The 19,602-nt window shown below is 34.5% G+C and carries 18 protein-coding genes and 1 tRNA gene; 8 read left to right on the top strand and 11 right to left on the bottom strand.

The genetic code is table 11. The annotated features are described in order from the left end of the window. Window positions 1-350: 350 nt before the first annotated feature. Entirely contained in the window at window positions 351-3,341 is a 2,991-nt protein-coding gene (locus RBH94_RS10270) for a T9SS type A sorting domain-containing protein (protein ID WP_307880815.1), read from the top strand. Window positions 3,342-3,403: 62 nt separating this feature from the next. Here the strand turns inward: RBH94_RS10270 and RBH94_RS10265 are convergent, their stop codons facing one another. Together RBH94_RS10265 and RBH94_RS10260 are read right to left on the bottom strand one after the other, a co-directional pair. Further along, entirely contained in the window at window positions 3,404-4,204 is an 801-nt protein-coding gene (locus RBH94_RS10265; protein ID WP_307880814.1) for a TIGR00266 family protein, read from the bottom strand. Between the two features lie 72 nt (window positions 4,205-4,276). Next, window positions 4,277-4,732 (bottom strand): DUF4442 domain-containing protein, encoded by a 456-nt coding sequence (locus RBH94_RS10260; RefSeq protein ID WP_307880813.1) that lies wholly within the window; start codon window positions 4,730-4,732, stop codon window positions 4,277-4,279. 146 nt (window positions 4,733-4,878) lie between these two features. Between RBH94_RS10260 and RBH94_RS10255 the strand changes: the two genes are divergently transcribed. From RBH94_RS10255 to RBH94_RS10240, 4 genes are all read left to right on the top strand, one after another. After that, window positions 4,879-5,316: a DUF4870 domain-containing protein gene (locus tag RBH94_RS10255; protein ID WP_307880812.1), complete on the top strand. Its 438-nt coding sequence runs from the start codon at window positions 4,879-4,881 to the stop codon at window positions 5,314-5,316. Window positions 5,317-5,427: 111 nt separating this feature from the next. Then, on the top strand, window positions 5,428-5,772 hold the full coding sequence (locus tag RBH94_RS10250; protein ID WP_188224499.1) for a PadR family transcriptional regulator: 345 nt from the start codon (window positions 5,428-5,430) through the stop codon (window positions 5,770-5,772). Continuing rightward, the gene (locus RBH94_RS10245; RefSeq protein WP_307880811.1) at window positions 5,765-7,591 is read left to right on the top strand and encodes a PspC domain-containing protein; all 1,827 of its coding nucleotides are present in this window, start codon (window positions 5,765-5,767) and stop codon (window positions 7,589-7,591) included. The genes RBH94_RS10250 and RBH94_RS10245 overlap by 8 nt, the downstream gene beginning before the upstream one ends. Before the next feature lie 102 nt (window positions 7,592-7,693). After that, window positions 7,694-8,422: a head GIN domain-containing protein gene (locus tag RBH94_RS10240; RefSeq protein ID WP_307880810.1), complete on the top strand. Its 729-nt coding sequence runs from the start codon at window positions 7,694-7,696 to the stop codon at window positions 8,420-8,422. Between the two features lie 81 nt (window positions 8,423-8,503). Here RBH94_RS10240 and RBH94_RS10235 read toward each other — a convergent pair whose 3' ends face one another. The 5 genes from RBH94_RS10235 to RBH94_RS10215 all read right to left on the bottom strand — a co-directional run bounded on the left by RBH94_RS10235 (window position 8,504) and on the right by RBH94_RS10215 (window position 14,925). After that, a complete protein-coding gene (locus RBH94_RS10235; RefSeq protein WP_307880809.1) occupies window positions 8,504-9,934 on the bottom strand; it encodes an alpha-L-fucosidase in 1,431 nt (476 codons plus the stop codon). 12 nt (window positions 9,935-9,946) lie between these two features. Continuing rightward, window positions 9,947-12,061 (bottom strand): glycoside hydrolase family 2 protein, encoded by a 2,115-nt coding sequence (locus RBH94_RS10230; RefSeq protein ID WP_307880808.1) that lies wholly within the window; start codon window positions 12,059-12,061, stop codon window positions 9,947-9,949. Window positions 12,062-12,311: 250 nt separating this feature from the next. Beyond that, window positions 12,312-12,887 (bottom strand): YceI family protein, encoded by a 576-nt coding sequence (locus tag RBH94_RS10225; RefSeq protein ID WP_307880807.1) that lies wholly within the window; start codon window positions 12,885-12,887, stop codon window positions 12,312-12,314. A gap of 141 nt (window positions 12,888-13,028) precedes the next feature. After that, window positions 13,029-14,300 (bottom strand): hypothetical protein, encoded by a 1,272-nt coding sequence (locus RBH94_RS10220; protein ID WP_307880806.1) that lies wholly within the window; start codon window positions 14,298-14,300, stop codon window positions 13,029-13,031. Window positions 14,301-14,340: 40 nt separating this feature from the next. Beyond that, window positions 14,341-14,925: a YceI family protein gene (locus RBH94_RS10215; protein ID WP_307880805.1), complete on the bottom strand. Its 585-nt coding sequence runs from the start codon at window positions 14,923-14,925 to the stop codon at window positions 14,341-14,343. A gap of 385 nt (window positions 14,926-15,310) precedes the next feature. Between RBH94_RS10215 and RBH94_RS10210 the strand changes: the two genes are divergently transcribed. Both RBH94_RS10210 and RBH94_RS10205 read left to right on the top strand, forming a co-directional pair. Next, window positions 15,311-15,787: a hypothetical protein gene (locus tag RBH94_RS10210; protein ID WP_307880804.1), complete on the top strand. Its 477-nt coding sequence runs from the start codon at window positions 15,311-15,313 to the stop codon at window positions 15,785-15,787. 11 nt (window positions 15,788-15,798) lie between these two features. After that, window positions 15,799-15,924 (top strand): hypothetical protein, encoded by a 126-nt coding sequence (locus tag RBH94_RS10205; RefSeq protein WP_307880803.1) that lies wholly within the window; start codon window positions 15,799-15,801, stop codon window positions 15,922-15,924. Between the two features lie 3 nt (window positions 15,925-15,927). On the opposite strand, the gene RBH94_RS10200 is transcribed toward RBH94_RS10205, so the two are convergent. Both RBH94_RS10200 and trxB read right to left on the bottom strand, forming a co-directional pair. Then, window positions 15,928-16,002 (bottom strand) — tRNA-Pro (locus RBH94_RS10200). A 113-nt stretch (window positions 16,003-16,115) separates the two neighbouring features. Beyond that, window positions 16,116-17,090, bottom strand: a complete 975-nt coding sequence (gene trxB / locus RBH94_RS10195) for a thioredoxin-disulfide reductase (RefSeq protein ID WP_307880802.1) — start codon at window positions 17,088-17,090, stop codon at window positions 16,116-16,118. 167 nt (window positions 17,091-17,257) lie between these two features. Here trxB and RBH94_RS10190 point away from each other — a divergent pair, with 167 nt between their 5' ends. Next, window positions 17,258-17,704: a hypothetical protein gene (locus tag RBH94_RS10190; RefSeq protein WP_307880801.1), complete on the top strand. Its 447-nt coding sequence runs from the start codon at window positions 17,258-17,260 to the stop codon at window positions 17,702-17,704. A 47-nt stretch (window positions 17,705-17,751) separates the two neighbouring features. Here the strand turns inward: RBH94_RS10190 and RBH94_RS10185 are convergent, their stop codons facing one another. After that, the gene (locus RBH94_RS10185) at window positions 17,752-18,420 is read right to left on the bottom strand and encodes a bifunctional 4-hydroxy-2-oxoglutarate aldolase/2-dehydro-3-deoxy-phosphogluconate aldolase (protein WP_307880800.1); all 669 of its coding nucleotides are present in this window, start codon (window positions 18,418-18,420) and stop codon (window positions 17,752-17,754) included. Between the two features lie 11 nt (window positions 18,421-18,431). Next, window positions 18,432-19,478: a sugar kinase gene (locus RBH94_RS10180; protein ID WP_188224455.1), complete on the bottom strand. Its 1,047-nt coding sequence runs from the start codon at window positions 19,476-19,478 to the stop codon at window positions 18,432-18,434. Between the last annotated feature and the right edge of the window lie 124 nt (window positions 19,479-19,602).

Genomic DNA, 19,602 nt, shown 5'->3' with positions numbered 1-19,602 from the left:
TTGGTCGATAAAGTGTAAAATTTAACGGTTTAATAGTTTATTAACAATTTCGAAAAACTAAAACCTACAGTATATAAGGTTTTGCAAAGTTTATTGTTAATATTTTATTTTCTTAAAAAAAATATTAGTTTTACACTATAATTCTCTCAATCTCTCAAAAATTATGAAAACAACAACAATTGCTATTATCAAAAACATCGATACATAAGAAAGACTTTTGTAATTAAAAATACAAACAATGTGACCACTCTGTAAATAAGTGTGTCCTATTTGTATGCGGCCTAAGTATTACTATGCACGCATAATTATTGCTATTTAATTAACAAAAAATAAATCCTCTCTCAAATCTTATGAATGTTTTTAAACTATTCACGCTTGTCGGCGTTATGACGTTGTCCTATTTAACTCATGCTCAAACCGGACCGGGTGGTGTTGGTTCAAATGACGGAACTTCGAACTTAATTATGTGGTACCGCCCAGATTATGGGGTTACTACCACCGGAACTTTAGTCGACCAGTGGGGTAATTCAGCTGGTATTAATGATTTTGATTTAAGTGAATCTAATACCCAAAGACCTACCCTACTTTCCGGAACCCTTAATGGTATTAATGAAATACAGTTTAATGGAAGTAACAGATTACGTACAGGCTTAACGCTTAGTAGCTCAAATTTTATAACTGATGAAGCTTCTACGTTTGTGGTGGCAAAAGCCGAAAATACTTCTCAACAATCTTCCGTTTATACTACCGATCCTCTAGAAAATAGTACCAGATTTTCAGCACATATTCCTTGGAACGGAACAGTCTATTACGACATAGGTACTTGTTGTACCACCGACTCAAGAATTGAGGCTAGTGGTCTTTCCGGGCTTACAAATTATTCTATATGGTCCTATGATGCACATCCCTCTTCCGGAAAGCAACTATACAGAAACGAAAGCCTGATTGGAGATGAGAAAAACAGTTCAACCTATACTTCTTACACTTCACATCGTTTTAATTTAGGAGGTAACACTACCGGAACTGCTGGTTTTTCAGGAAATATGACTGAAATTATTGTTTTTAAAACCAAGGTAAATGAAACGCAACGCATTATTATAGACAACTATTTATCAGCAAAATACAATTTAGATTTAGATAGTTACGATTTCTATACACAAGACGATCCCGCAAATGGGAACTTCGATTATCACGTAGCCGGAATTGGAAAATATGGTAATTTTGATGAACATACCGATGCCCAAGGTACAGGCATTGTTAGAATAAACAATCCTTCAAAATTATCGAAAGGAGATTATTTATTTTGGGGTGAAGAAAATCACAATCCTACTTACACGTTTGAAACCAATACCATTAATTACACCGAACAGTTAAATTCTAGATGGCGTATTAGCCGATCTAAAAACGCCGGTAGTGTAACCGTTTCATTCGATATCAGTGCAATAGATTTATCCGGACTTCAAAGTTGCAGTTCTTTACAGCTTGTTATTGATAATAATGGAGACTTTTCTTCGCCAGAGAGAGTTTACGATTTAACAATTTCAGGACATACCGCGACTGCTAATCTAGTGGACTTCAAAAACGACGATTATTTTACAATCCGATACATGGACCAAATTGTTTGGGATGGCAACGTGTTTTACAATGGTTCTGGACCATCCAGTGCGCCTGACGCTTCAGACTCTTGCTATAAATTACTTATTAAATCGGGTGTTAATTCAGCTGATTTGTATTTCAACGCTCATGTAAGAGAAATTGAAATAGAGTCCGGAGGCATCTTAAATGTAATGAATGGCATTCTTGTTGAAGTTGACGATAAAGTTACCATTAATGGAAATTTTAACCTTGCTGGTGAAGCTCAACTTATTCAGAACCATAGAAACATAAGTTCAAATTCCGGAACAGGGTCATTAACAATAACACAACAAGGCACCTCCAATCTATACAATTATAATTATTGGAGTGCGCCAGTTAACAGAAGTGGTTTTTGGAAAGTCAATTATCTGGAGGATAATAATGGCATTATTAGTTTTATTGGTGGGTATAACGCAGATGCAACTACAAGCCCTATTTCCTTAAGTAAATATTGGCTTTACAGTTTTAATGGAACTTCAGGAAACTATTATTCTTGGAGAAAAATATATCCTAGTACTAATATAGCTCCCGGATTAGGATACACTATGAAAGGTTCTGGTTCATCTTCACCTGAACAGGAATATATTTTCAGGGGTATTCCTAACGATGGTGAATATAATTTTGATGTTACCGCTGGCAATGATGTGTTAATTGGTAATCCTTACCCTTCGACATTAGATGCCGATCAATTTATAAACGACAACCTATCTGTAATAGATGGTAAACTTTTATTCTGGGAGTCGTTTTCTACTAACAGCAGCCATATTTTAGCAAATTATGAAGGAGGTTATGCCACATATACCTTAATGATGGCAATTCCTGCTATTGCATCAACCGATTTAATTAGTGGCAAAGGAACAACTTCTAAACCTGAACCAACAAGATATATTGATGTTGGCCAAGGCTTCTTTGTCAATATTGAAAATTCAGGGACACTTAATTTTAATAATGCGCAACGTGCTTTTGCCAGAGAGTCTCTTGATGAAACTGTGTTTTACAAAACTACTACAAAGTCCAAAACAGCTATAGCAGAAGATAATAGACCTAAAATATGGTTCTCTTTTACCGATGCACTTGGATATACTAAAGTTATTGGTTTAGGATACGACAGTCAAACCACTTATGGATACGATAAAGGCTACGATGCTATTGCTTCTAGTTCTCAAAACGATTTACTTTGGAAATTAGAGGATGACCAAACCCTATCAATTCAAGCTTTACCCGAAATAAATATTGATGATAAGCTGCCTCTACATATTAGTATAAAAAATTCAGGGAATTATACATTTTCAATTCATAAAATGGAAAATATTCCTGATGACTTAAACATTTATTTACTAGATACTTATCAAAACACCTATTATAATCTGCGTGCTAATGATGTTAGTTTAAACTTAGATTCGAATACACCTTCAGATCGCTTTTCTATAACTTTTAAAGATGATACTACCTTAGCGATAAATGAATATAACGACGACAAACTTTATGTTCATTACAATAAAACTTCTGAGTCTTTAAGAGTTTACAACCTTTCAAAAGACATTTCTGAAATAGGTATCTATAACACTGTAGGGCGGTTAGTGAAACAAATCAGTTATTCTAATTCTACAGATATTTCACTTTCCGGATTAAGTAATGGTGTTTACTTTTTAAAAGAACTATCGAACAACCAAAACACAAAGGCCATCAGGTTTATAAAATATTAAATACTGCTAATAAAAAAAGGCTTGGAGTATCCAAGCCTTTTTTTATTATTCTACTATTTTAATTAAAATCTATTATCGCCATCTAATAAATCGCCTAAGCCACCAAGAATACTACCTTCTCCTTTATCTTTACCTCCCGCTTGTGGCGCCGATGCCAGTACACGACCTGCTAACCTACTAAATGGTAACGATTGAATGTATACTATTCCGGGCCCTTGAAGTTTTGCATAAAACAAGCCTTCACCTCCAAAAATAGTATTTCTGATTCCTCCTATAAATTCTATATCGTAATCTACATCCTGAGTAAATCCAACAATACACCCCGTATCTACTCGTAAAACCTCTCCCGGTTGCAATACCTTTCTAGCCATAGTACCACCGGCATGAACAAACGCCATACCATCGCCTTCAAGCTTTTGCATAATAAATCCCTCACCTCCAAAAAAGCCACGACCTAAACGTTTAGAAAATTCGATACCGATACTTACGCCTTTGGCTGCACATAAAAAGGCATCCTTTTGGCAGATGAATTTCCCTCTATATTCTGTTAAATCAATGGGAATTATTTTTCCAGGATATGGCGAAGCGAATGATACTTTACGTTTTCCTGATAGCACATTATAAAATGCGGTCATAAATAAACTCTCACCAGTTAGTATACGTTTACCGGCACCAAGAATCTTTCCCAAAAAGCCAGTATCTTTCTGTGAACCATCTCCAAAAATGGTTTCCATTTTAATACCATCGTCCATCATCATAAAACTTCCAGCTTCGGCTACAACGCCTTCCTGCGGATCAAGTTCTATTTCTACATACTGCATTTCTTCACCGTATATATTGTAATCAATTTCGTGTGCTGTCATTTTTTGTATTGTTTTTTGTTGATTCAGCTATAAGTTGAATAATTCCTTAATTTGTTACAATAGATTTTAAAATTATGATTTTACTTTAACACTCCATTCGAAAACGAACGAAGAAACTTCAACACCTTCACTATTCAATCCAACAGATCTCAATGTTACGGTTTGCCCTTCTCCAGTTTCAATGGCTTGACGCAAACAGTCGTCTATTAAATGACCATCATAACATGTAAAGGTTATTCTTCCTGTCGCTTTTTTTGTAAAAGTTGCTGTATTGGATGTTACCAACATGGAAATTTTCTTTCCTGAAGATTCTATTTTATCAATCATTAGTGCCCCTGTAGAAAGTTCGGCAGCCATGCCTTGTACTGCCCAAAACATGGAGCGAAACGGATTCTGGTTTATCCACCGATATTTTACAGAAACCACACATTTTTTATCGTCAATATACTTGGTTCGAACACCGCAAAAATAAGCCGAAGGCAGCTTAAACAAAGTGAAAGCATTTAGTTTTCTGGGAGTTATACTCATAACTATTTAGTCTTAGTTTTCACTAAGGTATGAAAATAATCTTTCCTTTTATTTGTTAAAATTTTGTTAATTTTAGGTACTATGCGTAACATAATACCTGTTTTAAGACATATATTTGCATAAGAAACTATTATATGTTTTAAATCATGTTAGACAAACACCAAAAAAACATCGCCACATTTATTCACTTATCAACCTTCAGCAGGTTTGTAATTCCTTTTGGAAATTTCCTTGGACCAATCATCCTTTGGATAACGAATAAAGATAAATCGGAGTTTATAGACGCCCATGGCAAACAGGCTATTAATTTCCAAATCAGCATTTTACTGTATGCTATTATTTTAGGCACCTTAACAATCCCATTTTTTGTTTTCAAATTATTTAGCGGTATTGATTTTATAGATTTTAATGGATTTCATTTCGATTTCCATAGTGCCTCACCACTATTATTTGTTGGTGGATTTTTAGGCGTTCTTGCTGTAATTGGTTTTATAATAGAATTAGTACTTATTATCGTAGCCAGCTTAAAAGCAAGAGATGGAGAATATTATCAATATCCGTTAACTATTAATTTTTTAAAATAATTTCATCAATCATATACTGAAAATTTTCATCAATCAATCAATCAATCAATCAATCAATCAATCAATCAATCAAAAAATGAACAGTTTCACAACCTTAAAATGCTTTAGAACATGAAGATAGAGAACACAAAAGCACAAATGCGTAAAGGCGTTTTAGAATTCTGCATACTATCGGTCTTAAAAGATGACGACGCCTATGTAGCAGAAATTCTAGATACCTTGAAGGACGCAAAACTGCTTGTGGTAGAAGGCACTATTTATCCACTACTAACAAGACTAAAAAACGCAGGACTTCTTAACTATCGTTGGGAAGAAAGTACTTCGGGACCACCCAGAAAATACTACGGTTTAACCGAAACAGGTAAATTATTTTTAAACGAATTAAACACCACTTGGAGCGAATTACAAAACGCCGTTAACATAGTAACCAACCAAAAAGCAAACAAAAATGAATAAAACAGTCAACATAAATTTAGCAGGTATATTCTTCCATATTGATGAAGATGCATACTTAAAATTACAACGCTATCTTGAGGCTATAAAACGTTCATTTACAGATTCTCAAGGGCGTGCCGAAATTATCGCAGATATTGAAGCGCGAATTGCCGAATTATTTAGCGAACGCCTTCAAAACGAAAGACAAGTTATTGGCAACAAAGAAGTGGACGAAGTAATCTCTATTATGGGACAACCGGAAGACTATTTGGTAGATGACGAAATTTTTGAAGACGAGCCACAGTCTGCTTCAACTAATAAATCGAGAGCTTCTAAAAAACTTTATAGAGACACTGATAATTCTTATATAGGTGGTGTATCGGCAGGTTTAGCACATTACTTTGGTATAGATGTGATTTGGATTCGCTTAGCATGGATTCTATTGGTACTTGGAGCCGGAACCGGAATATTACTTTATATTTTGTTATGGATTTTAGTTCCTGAGGCGAAGACTACTGCAGAAAAACTAATGATGACCGGAGAACCCGTAAACATTAGTAACATCGAAAAAAAAATTAAAGACGGATTTGATTCGGTAAGTGAAACGGTTTCTGGTGTCGCTAAAAATGTTTCAGATTCTGTATCCGGAGCAGCCAAGAAAGTGGATGTAAAAAAACAAGGCAATAAAATAAAATCGAGTTCAAGAACTTTTTTTGATACGGTTGCCGATATTATTATGTTCTTCTTTAAAATAATAGCCAAGTTTATCGGTCTTATTTTAATCTTAATAGGTGCTTCAACCTTAATCGCATTAATTGTTGGATGGTTTTCATTAGGCGCTATAGATGTTATTCCTGGTACCGATTTAGTTGGTATTGTAAATGCTGGAGGCACACCTGTATGGCTGGCATCACTTTTAGCCTTCCTTGCAGTTGGTATTCCGTTTTTCTTCTTATTCTATTTAGGATTACGAATACTTATTACCAACCTAAAATCCATCGGGAAAATAGCTAAACTATCACTTTTAGGGTTATGGCTGTTTTCTATAATTGGTCTAACAATTATTACCATTAAAGAAGTAAGTGAGCATGCTTATAATGAGCATTATATTGAAAAAATGACATTAGAAACCAAAGCTAATGACACCTTAATGGTAAGTTTTGCCGATAACGATATTTTTAAAAATCCGTTTTACCGAAGTAATGATTTCAAGGTTGCTACTAATGAAGAAGGTAAAAAGGCCATTTTCAGTAAAGATCTTAGAATCCAGGTGAAATCGACAACCGATAGTTTAGCATTTATTCGCATAGAAAAAAGTGCTGATGGAAGAAACTACGAAAAGGCTTTAGACCGTGCTAAAAACATTGAATACAGTTATACATTTAATAATCGGGAATTAGTTTTAGATCCTTATTTCACTACGCCAGTTTCAAATAAGTATTGTGAACAAGAAGTTTTAATCACCTTGTATTTACCCGTTGGAAGTGTTGTTTATTTTGCTAAAAACACCGAATCATTCTTAAATTACAGAACACATTCTAACAACATTGTGTCGTCTAATCAGGTGAATCATTATTTAACTGTTGACAGCGATGCTATTATTTGCGACACTTGCGAAACCGAAGAGGACGAGGAAAACGATGATATTGAAATTAACATTGATATGCCTCAGGTAAAAATTAACGACAAAGGCATTGAGATTAAAACCGGGGATAATCAAATTCTAAAAATTGACGAGAACGGCATAAATGGGAATTCTGAAAATGTACGAGTTAAAATCGACTCGACGGGTATTAACATCACATCAGATAAAGAAGAGGAAGAAAACGAAGATCAATAACAATTCATCATCAAAAAACAACAGTTCAATCATTTAAGTTATTCATCAAGACTATAAAAGAGGATATTTGAACTAAACAAATCAATCAAAAAACGAACAGTCATGACAACACTAATCAAAATCATCGTAACCACCATATTAAGCTTGAGTCTATTCTCTTGCAATTTCGATATTAACTTCAATTCCGGAGTAAAAGGTAATGGTAATGTAATTTCTGAACAACGCTCTATTAATGAACCTTTCACAGGCATTAAAGCTACAGAAGGACTTGACGTTTACCTAACACAAAGCGACAAGGCAGGAGTAACTGTAGAAGCCGATGAAAATTTACAAAGCCTTATTATTACCGAAGTTATTGATGGTACTTTAAAAATCCATTGTGAAAAGAACATTGGCAGATGTAAGTCTAAAAAAGTGATGGTGAGTTTTAAGGATATCTCCAGTATCAAATCCACGAGCGGTAGTGATGTATACTCCACCAACACGATCGTGGTTAATGATTTACAATTAGAGTCAACCAGCGGAAGTGACATGAAATTAGATGTCAACACAAATAGCTTAACTTGTAAAACAGCAAGTGGAAGTGATTTAAAAGTATCCGGAAACACAAAAAAACTAATTGTAGAATCTACCAGCGGTAGTGATTTTAAAGGCGCTAATCTTATTGCAGAATCTAGCCAGGTCAAAGCCTCTAGTGGCGCCGATATTACGGTAAATACTTCGAAAGAATTAACTGCCGATGCCAGCAGTGGCGCTGATATTAAATACTTAGGTGAACCTGAACAGGTAAACAAAAACAGTAGTTCTTCAGGAAGTGTAAAAAAACAATAACCACTAACCAACCCCTTATATACAAAAAAGGCTTCACAACGTATCGTGAAGCCTTTTTTGTTTATTAACTCAATGCAAATCTTAGGTCAACGCTTTTTGTTTAAACTTTTTAGAATCTTTATTTTCAAGTTCTATAATAATCACAAAAGGATCTTTACTTTTCCCTTTTACACCATCAATAAAATATTCACCATTGGCAATTTCTTCAAGGTTAAGTGATTTTTTAGATTTTGATAACAAGTAAGCCCTTTTTATAACACTGCCCTTTTTCAGTTTTACCCGATATTTTCCGTTAATTGGCTTGTTAAATACCACCATGTTAACGGTATCATCTGAATCGTTACTTTTTGTAAAATAACCCCAACTCTGCTTTTTTAAACCGGCATAACCACAATTGTAAATCACAGAGCTATTATCATCCATCGAATCTCCTATTTCTTTAGCCAATTTAACCTCTTTCTCCCTAAAGTTTCCTTCTCCTGTAGGTCCAAAATTCAATAAGAAATTTCCGTTTTGAGAGGTACATTGTACTAACATTTCAATAAGTTCATTAGGAGTTTTAATATGTGTTAAGGTCCAATCTTTATGGTATCCCCACTGGTTTTCAGGAATCGTCATACAACACTCCCAATCATTTTTAGTAACGCCAACATCCCATGGGTTTGGCAAACGACGTTCGTACCCAGATTCGTAATCTCCCATTAAAACACCATTAGAATCAAAATGACGACTACCATATTCATCGGCACGCATACGGCTAATAACAATAAGTCCCGGACACTTCTCTTTTAATTTTCTTTCTAAGTCATAGGAAAACTTACCATTATCTTTCCAACATTGATCCCAGGTACCATCAAACCATAGTCCTTTAACCGTTGGATAACGCTCCAATAGCTCTAATAACTGATTTTCGGTAAATGCTTTTAAACGCTCAAACGCCGCTTTATCTTCTTCTGTATTTAACTTGTAGCGCCAATCCGGATGGTGCCAGTCTAGCACCGAATAATACAGGTTCACATCGATGCCTTCGTCATTATAAGCTTTTATAAATTCACCTAATAAGTCTTTTTTGTACGGTGTATTTTCAATATCAAAATTGGTGTATTCACTTGGCCATAAACAAAAGCCTTCATGGTGTTTGGTTGTAATGGTTACATATTTTACGCCCATATTTTTCGCCATTTTAGCCCATTCTTTAGCATCGAACTTAACCGGGTTAAACTGGTATTGCAAAGAATCCCAGGTTGCTGTACTTATTCCTGCTGAACTCTTTAAAAACTCGGAAGCATACTTATAGGTTTTACCTTCCCAAATCCCTCCGGGAATAGCATATAACCCCCAATGAATAAATTGCCCAAAGCGATTAGATCGCCATTTTTTCATGGCTTCATCTTGTCGAGGCAACTCACCTAATTGCCCGTATTTTACTTCCTTTTTTATTGCATTTTGAGCTTGTAATTGAATTATTGTTAATAAAAACAAGCCAATACAAGTGATTGTTCTTTTTATCATTTTTTATAAATTTTAGAAACCAGCATGTACTTCTGTACTCTCTTTCATTTTAAAGTCCTTTGTCTTCTCTGAAGTAAAATGCCAAACAATTGAATCTTCAATTATTTCTCCATCCTTTTCAATAATTGCTCTAATTGTATTTTCACCTTTTGCTAAGGTTATGCTTTCAAAAATATAGTGTACATCGGTGGTTCCTATTATAGGTTGTGCTAATAGCTCTCCATTTAAATACACTTTTGGTTCCCCAAGGTTAGAGTAGACTTTTATATTAGTTGTTTGCTTTTCACGGTCCACCATTCGTCTTTCGGCTATATATAAAACCGGTTCTTCACTCCAGTTCGCTTTATACCAATAAAAGGCATCTTTTTTAATGGCCCTGTCGAAGGTTACCAAGCCTTTATGATTACGGGCTTCGATGCCCCCATTATTCCATTTTGGCACACAGAAATCGAACATATTCCATAAATAAGAACTTAATATATTCGGATTGTTTTTAATAATTCCCCACTGAACTTCGTGTGTTTTGGTTTGATAGGTTTCCGGGTAAAAAGGTTTCCAGTATTGCCAGGTATTTTCTATAAACTCGGTTTGATGATTAGGATTTCCTCCTGCTCCATATTCCGTGAGCATAATTTTATACTCAGGATAAACTGCTTTCAAGCCTTTAGCCCATTTTTCTAAATCGCCCATCTTACCTTCGTACCAACCATAGTATCTATTCATTCCCTGAATATCGGCATTTAAATTCACTGGATGATCCATATGCCCGTAACCATTAACTGCTACGGTATATCTGCCCGGGTCTTCACTCTTTGCCAAATCGTGCATTTCTTTGGTTAATTGTGACGTATAGTCGTACGGTTTATACACTTCGTTATGAAGCCCCCAAACATAAATAGACGGATGATTAAAATTCTGACGAATTAACTCTTTTAATTGTAATTTGGCATTCGCCCCTTCTTCGCCGCTAACGCGATTTACAAAAGGCACTTCAGCCCAAACCAATAAGCCGAGACTATCACACTTGGAATAAAAATAATCGGATTGCTGATAATGTGCCAAACGCACCGTAGTCACTCCCATTTCCATAATCATATCTAAATCGGTATCGTGATGTTCCTTTTCTAAAGCGTTACCTATTCCCCACCAATCCTGGTGACGACACACCCCATACATTGGGTATTTTTCATTATTTAAAAACACTCCTTTACCAGCAACAACTTCAACTTTTCTGATACCTAAAGGCTGTACAATTTCATCTAAAATTTCACCTCCATTTTTTAATGAAGTGACTACTTTATATAAATACGGATCCTTTCTACCCTGCCATAAACGCGGTTTATTAAGCGTAACTGAGGTAGTAAAAGTTTGTACTCCCTGAGGAGACAAAGATATTTGCTCTCTCCTATTAGCAACTAATTTTCCTTCTTGATTATAAATTTTGTTTTCTAATTGCAGTTCCTGAATATCTTTAAGGTTACTTGATAGTTTAACCTTTACCGATACATTCGCTTTTTTGTTATCTATTAACTCCTGAGAAATATAAACACCTTTTGAAGCATAATCGGTAACGTCTATATTTACCTGATTAGTGGTTATTAAGCATACCGGACGATGGATGCCGCCATACACCCCAAATAAATTATGATTAACAGGAATAACATCTTTACGAGCTTCATTATTTACTTTAAGTAAAAATTCATTTTCCTCTCCAAATTTAACTGCTTTTGTAATCTCGAATGAAAAGGCCGAATACCCGCCTTTATGGTTCCCTACTAAAACACCATTAATATATAAATCGGCCACCTGACCAACACCTTCAAATTTTAAAAACAAACGTTTATCTTTTAGTTTTGAATCAACCAAAAACGTCTTTTTATAATACGCGTCGTCTTCGTAAAACTTACCATGGTCTACCTGCATATCTTTCGCATTATAAGTATGAGGTATTTTAACGTCCTCCCATTTCTTGTCCCAGCTTTGCATGAAAACCAATTCGTTTTCAGAGAAAGGGCCTTTTTTAAATTGCCATCCTTCGTTAAACGATTCTACTTTACGACCGGTTTGAGAAAACCCGAATGGAGTAATTAAAATACCGAATAGTAATATGGTGATATTCCTTTTCAATGTTCCGTTTTTTAAATTCATTTTCAATAAGACTAGTTCTTACAAAAAAAGGTATTTAACCAATTCCTGGCGAGGTCATATCTTGCAGACTAGGTGTAAATTTTAATCAATTGAGACATATGTTTAAAAAAGGGTTGATATGTTTGACCAAACATTAGGTTAAACCATATCATTTGACATTTACGCATAAAAAAAGGCTTTACAATTATTTGTAAAGCCTTTTTTTATTTTTTATTTAAAACTATTTGATTTATTCCACGACTAAATTAAAATCTATGAATATTTCATCGTCGACAGTAATTAAACCAAACATCTTTTTGGGTTGTTCTAAATTATAATCACTTAAACATACTTTTAATCCTCCTTTTATTAATGTACTTCCATTACTATTAACAGTTACAGGTATTTTGTATTCTTTTCTAATGCCTGCAATTTCAACATCAACAAGGGTTTGAACATTTGTTTTATCTTCTAAACTACTTGTTTCTTTAAGGATTAGCTTAATTTGTGGATAAGTTTCTGATTTTAATATTTTTTGAAAATCTCGATTAATACCTTTTCCTCCGCAATCGAAACAACCACTATCTAAAACCAAAGCAGTTTCTTTAAATTTAAATTTTTCTCCGTTCGTAAAATAAGTTACATACACTGGATTTTTAAGCCGTTTAGAATCAAAAACACAACTAAAAGAATGCACATTGGTTGTTCCTTTAACCACTAGTGTACTTTTTGATGACACAACAACAGACGTGTTTTTAACCGCAGTATCCTTATTAGTAAAAGCTAATGCTGCTAGTATAAACACTATAAACACAACTCTTCTCATTTTTCTTACGTTTGTTTTCTATTATATTATAAAGATAATAAACAAGTCTCTAAAGTATCTAGTTAATACAAAGTTTAACTATTTTACAACACTTTAGAGACTTGTCTGACTACTTAGCTATTAATCGTTCTTATTTTTATTTTAGAAACTAATTACAGCTTCTAACATTGCTCCGTTGAATTTACCATCTTCTAACTGTCCTACAGGATAATCGTTATAGTTTTGGTTTACGTATTCAGCTTTTAATAAGATGTTTTTAGTCATAAACCAACCTGCACCGAACTGGTATCTATCAATAGTTACATCATCTCCACTAGCTAATTCTGCATCAACTAAGTTGTAACGTCCACCTACATAGAAGTTTTCATTTTGTCCGAAACGGTAGATTAACTCTCCTGCATATTGATTTGTGTTTCTTCTATCTGCTTCTGTTAAAGCTCTACCATTAGTCATTTCAATCGTTCCAAAAAATTCTAAACCTTGATATTTTACAAATGGATTAATCATAACAGCAGTTATTTTATTTCTGAATCCAGGGTCAAAACGACCTGATCTAAAATTTCCTTTGGCTGTTGCATCCACACCTTCCATTACAAAATAGTATCTAGATCCAGCTCTATCTGCTGTATATAAGTAGTTGTTTTTAACAAATCCAGTATTATACAAAGAGCCTGATAATCTAACTCTTAAATCGTCATTTAATTGTTTATCATACCCTAATTTCGCTAAGAATGCAGCTCCACCTGTAGTACCGTCAGAAGATTGTACATCTTGATTTAATTTACCATTAGAGAAACCAACCATACCGAATAATCCACTGTTACATTGGTAGTAAACCTCTGCTCCAATTTCAGTTGTAAATGCATCCATAATTAAGTTACCAACAAATGGATTGTAAATGGCTTGCGCATTATCTGTTCTTCTAAAGTGTGCATCACCGTAGTTATTCTCCATATGACCAATTCTAATAGTCGTATGTTTCATTAAGTCACTTAACAAACCTTCGCTAATAAAGTCTAATTTATCAATTTGAAAGTACCCACCTTTTACATATGGTTCCGGATGATGACGAGATGATAAATAGGTTCTTAAGTGCATACGAACACCATCTGCCAATGCTACATCTACATCTAAATTTGCAGTTGCTAAGTTAAAATTTGATCCTATTTCTTTTAGAGGCACAGCTCCCGAATTCTCATGATCTAAAGCTTGAAATTGTAAAGCAAAAGAACCTCCTACACGTACATTAAGACCATCAAAAGTTGAAATGGTATCTTTTGGATCTTCAAAGACATTTACCCCTCTTTGATCTGGTTGCCTGTAATTATCTAAATCTCTATAATTTTGCGCATAAAAACTAAGTCCTGCTAGTAAGGCTGCGCCTAAGATTGCATTTTTGAAAATTGATTTCATGATTTCTACTTGTTTAAGTTGTTAAGTGTTTTAAATTGATTTATTTAAATATGGTTGAATATTTCACTGTTACTTCGTCGCCTGTAGTAATGGTTCCGAACATGGCTGTAGGAGGATCTACTTTAAAATCGGTCATTTTGAAGGTTTTCTCGCCATCTAATGTAATTTTAGAACCGTTAATAGTTACTTTAAAATTCATTGGAACATTATTAGTTGTTCCGGCGATAGTTAAATCTCCTTGTGCTTTTACCTCAAAAACTCCAGACCCTTTATCTGTTACAGTATTAACTTTTGTTAATTTAAAGGTTATAGATTTGTGCTTACTTGAATTTAAAGCTTTATAAGTGTTTTTATCCATACCAGATTTTCCACTTTTTAAACTTTCTGTTACAATATTTAAACTAAGCTGATCTATTGTGCCCGCTTCTGTACTAGAAAAATTGATTTTACCAGATTGATTTTCGGCATCAATATGCCAATCGTGTAAACTTGAGGTTCCGTAAACTTTTAATGAAGATTCTTTGTTTACTAAGTTATACTCCTGAGCTTGAACCTGACCTAAACCTACAAATAGTATGACGGCTAAGCCTAACATTTTAACGCCTAATTTTCTAAATTTACTCATCACTTTTTATGTTTTAAATTATACGACAAAGATACATTGTACTTCAATTTTGAAACTATGATTTTTATCATGTTTCCGTTAAATAAATTTAATCAAACACTACCTAAAAGAACTTAAACAATTGATATTCAGTTTTATAATAATAATAAAAATATTACAAGACGCAAAGCAGATTTTGATGAATTTTTTATTTTTTTTTTTCATTTTTAACAAAAATGCAGGTCTAATTTTTACTTAAGATTCCAATAACAATCGAATAATTTACCCCTTAAACATTTCGTAGATAAAAAAATTAGTATCGAAATTGAAATAACACAACCTTTTAACTCTTACAAAAATATAATAAATTTACTACATATTAACCCAAATTAAACTTAACCTTATCATGAAACGCATTCTACTAATTATTGCGCTTTTTATTATTGCTAAACTTAGCGGTGCTCAAGAAGTCATTTGGAACACCTCAAATTATCAAAAAGGAATTTACAAAACTTATGCTGAGTTTATAACTAATAAACCTTCTTTAGATTACGATGCTTTTGAAATACAAGACAAGAAAGCTTCATGCGGTCTAACAAGTTTCAAAACATTAGATGTAAAACGTTTTAAAATAAAAAACAAAGAGGCAAAAAAAATAGAAGGTATTGTTGGTTTTAGTGATGGTACACATGTCTACATAAACCCTGCAGCATTAAATGGTTTAATCTCTAAAACCAATTTTTATACCGTTGAATTTTACCAGCAATTTGCATTTATAGAATTCATCAAAACCACAACCATTAGAAATGGATCCTATACCAGTAACAGCAACGATGCTGCCAAAGGCGTGTTTAACCTAAACAATGAAAAATTCTTGAATTGAATAAATTTAAAATGAAAGATATTTTAGAGAGTAATCCTGAACTACTTGAAGCATTCAAAAATGAAATCGGAAAAGAAAAAAAGGTAAAAGAGTATTTTATTAAATACATCAATAAACTTAACAAAAAAGACAGTTAGTTGTCGGGATGACAGGATTCGAACCTGCGACCACACGGCCCCCAGCCGTGTACGCTAACCGGACTGCGCCACATCCCGATATTGAAACTTATAATCAAAGAAAATACTTTTTAATAAATTTCAAAAACTTTTAAATAAAAACAAAAAGCCGAAGCATTTACTTCGGCTTTTTGTTTTTATAAATTTATACTTTACACTGCTGCAGAAGCCTCTACAGTTGCCTCTTTAGCAGCTAAATAACGTTCTGCATCTAAGGCTGCCATACAACCCGTTCCGGCTGCTGTAATCGCCTGACGGTATACATGATCGGCAGCATCGCCACTTACAAACACACCTGGCACATTAGTTTTTGCCGTTCCTGGCGTATTAATCACATAGCCTGTTTCGTCTAAGTCTACATAATCTTTAAAGATATCGGTGTTTGGCTTATGTCCAATAGCCACGAAGAATCCTGTTGCTGGAATCTCCTGTTTCTCATTAGTCTTATTATTATAAACTCGAACTGCCGTTACTACCTGTCCGTCGCCTATAACTTCATCGGTTTCTGTATTGAATAAAATCTCGATATTCTCGGTGTTAGCCACACGTTCCGCCATGATTTTAGACGCTCTAAACTCATCGCGTCTTACCAACATGGTTACTTTTTTACAAAGCTTAGATAAGTAGTGTGCTTCTTCACAAGCTGAATCTCCAGCGCCTACAATTACCACTTCCTGGTTTCTGTAAAAGAAGCCGTCACATACGGCACATGCTGATACACCTCCACCTAACTTCAAATATTTTTGTTCAGATTCTAATCCTAAATATTTTGCTGAAGCTCCTGTTGAAATAATAACCGTATCACAGTGAATTTCCTTTTCATCGTTTACCCATACTTTGTGTACATCGCCTGAGAAATCAACTTTTGTTACCCAGCCGTCACGAATATCGGCTTCAAAACGTTGCGCCTGTGCCTGTAACTCCATCATCATCTCCGGTCCTGTGATTCCTTGTGGATACCCTGGAAAGTTCTCCACTTCGTTCGTGGTTGTTAACTGACCGCCTGGTTGTGTTCCCTGATATAATACCGGACTCATATTAGCTCGTGCTGCATAGATTGCCGCAGTGTAACCTGCTGGCCCCGATCCTATAATTAAGCACTTTACTCTTTCTATTGTATCTGACATAATTGCTACTAATTTTAATTAAAACAAAAGTAGAATTTTTAACAGAAAACTTAAACTAAAGTTATCAAAAGATATTATCGGTTCATAATTAGTTGCTATCCTAATTCATTTTCACCACATTTTTTCGTAAATTGTAGTAATCAGACTAATAACCAAATAAGATAATTATGAAACCAATTCTATTACTTCTCTGTACTGCATTTTTATTGTCCTGTAACCAAACCCCTAAAGCAGAAACTTCTAAAGATCCTTCTCTAAAAGGGACCTGGAAAATGATTAGCTATCTCAATTATAGCGGTGATGGCTCTGTAGACACTATTATGACTTCTGAAAAATTCATACAAATGAAAATGTTTTCCGAAACCAAATTTATGTGGAATAGATTCACTACTTACGACTCAACTGAATGGTTCGGGAGCGGAGACTATACCTTTAAAAATGACACTTTAGCTGAGCATACAGAATATGGCTCTGAAGCATTACTTAGTGTTTTAGAGAAAGACAGTATACACCGCTTAGATATTGTTTTTATAAACGAAGACTCTTATATGCAAACAGAAAAAGATAGTCTGGGAAATCCCATTTATGGAGAGATTTACCATAGAATAAAATAAAAAAGGCTGAACACAAGTCCAGCCTTTTCATTTAGAAAATTTTACAATTATTTTCTAACAGATTTAATTATCTCTAAAGCAGCTTTTACATCCTGCTCTAATTTTGCATAATCTTTATTTGCAATAATGTCTTTTGAAATCAATTGAGATCCCATACCAACGCAAGTTACTCCAGCATCAAACCAACCTTTAAGGTTTTCTTCGGTTGGAGATACACCTCCTGTTGGCATAATGCTTGTCCAAGGTTGTGGGCCTTTAATCCCTTTTACGAATTTAGGTCCGTATAAATCACCAGGGAATAATTTAACTATTTCACAACCAAGCTCTTCAGCTCTAGCGATTTCAGTTAAACTTCCACATCCAGGCGACCATAATACCTTTTTACGGTTACATGCAATTGCGATATCTTCTCGTAAAACTGGAGTTACAATAAAGTTTGCACCTAAAGCCATATATAATGAAGCAGCAGCAGCATCGGTTACCGAGCCAACTCCCATAATCATTCCAGGAAGTTCTTTAATAGCGTACTTTGTTAATTCTCCAAAAACTTCGTGAGCGAAATCGCCACGTGCAGTAAACTCTAATAATCTAGCGCCACCATCGTAACACGCTTTTAATACTTTTTTACTTAACTCGATGTCGCTATTAAAGAATAAAGGAATCATTCCAGTTTCTTTCATAGCCTGAGCTACTTCTAATCTTGTATATTGTGCCATTGTATAATATTTTATCGAGCTACACGACCTGAAGCGTCACCACCCATTAATTTTTCAACTTCTGAAACAGTAACTAAATTCGCATCACCTTTAATCGTGTGTTTTAAACAAGAAGCAGCAACTGCAAAATCTAATGCATTTTGATCATCTTCCGGGTATTTTAATAATCCGTAGATTAAACCTCCCATAAATGAATCTCCACCTCCTACGCGATCAACGATATCTGTGATTTGATACTGACGTGTTTCGAACATTTTGTTTCCATCGTATAATACACCAGCCCAAGTATTGTGCGATGCAGAAATAGAACCTCTTAACGTAGTAATTACTTTTTTAGCTCTTGGGAATTTCTCCATCATTTGCTTACAAACTGATAAAAACGCCTCAGCTTTAACATCATGTCCTTGCGTTTGAACTGTAATTCCTTCTGGTTTGATACCAAAGTGCATTTCAGCGTCTTCTTCGTTTCCTAAAACAATATCACAGTAAGATGTTAACTCAGTCATTACAGCTTCTCTATGCGCATCATCACAGTATTTCCATAATTTAGCACGGTAGTTTAAGTCTGTTGAAATAGTAATCCCTTTTGCGCTAGCAGCTTTAACAGCCTCTAAACAAGCATCGGCAGCACCTTGAGAAATTGCAGGTGTAATACCTGTCCAGTGGAACCACTCTACTCCTTCAAAAACAGCATCCCAATCCACCATTCCAGCTTCAATTTCAGCCATAGCCGAGTGCGCTCTATCGTAAACCACTTTACTACCTCTTGATACGGCTCCAGTTTCTAAGAAATAAATTCCTAAACGGTCACCACCCCAGATAATTTTATCCACGTTAACACCACGTTTACGCATTTCCATCATTGCACATTCTCCAATATCATTTTTTGGTAAACGCGTTACAAAATCTACAGATACACCATAATTAGCTAATGAAACGGCAACGTTAGACTCTCCACCACCATACACAACATCAAAATTATCTGCTTGCGAAAATCTTTTAAATCCTTGAGGAGCCAAACGAAGCATGATCTCACCAAAAGTTACTACTTTACTCATTTTTTTAATAGTTATTAATTATTTATTCAAAATTTAGTTAAACGTTTAAGCAGTGTTTAGAAAAAAAAATTACCATTATCAAAATACTTAATTTTGATTATAAAAAGTATTACAGTAATTTTGC

Origin of the sequence: Aestuariibaculum sp. YM273, assembly GCF_030908365.1 — a bacterium.
Lineage (GTDB): Bacteria > Bacteroidota > Bacteroidia > Flavobacteriales > Flavobacteriaceae > Aestuariibaculum > Aestuariibaculum marinum.
The sequence above is the reverse complement of the archived record's forward strand: the minus strand, read 5'-3'. Positions and strand labels throughout refer to the sequence as shown.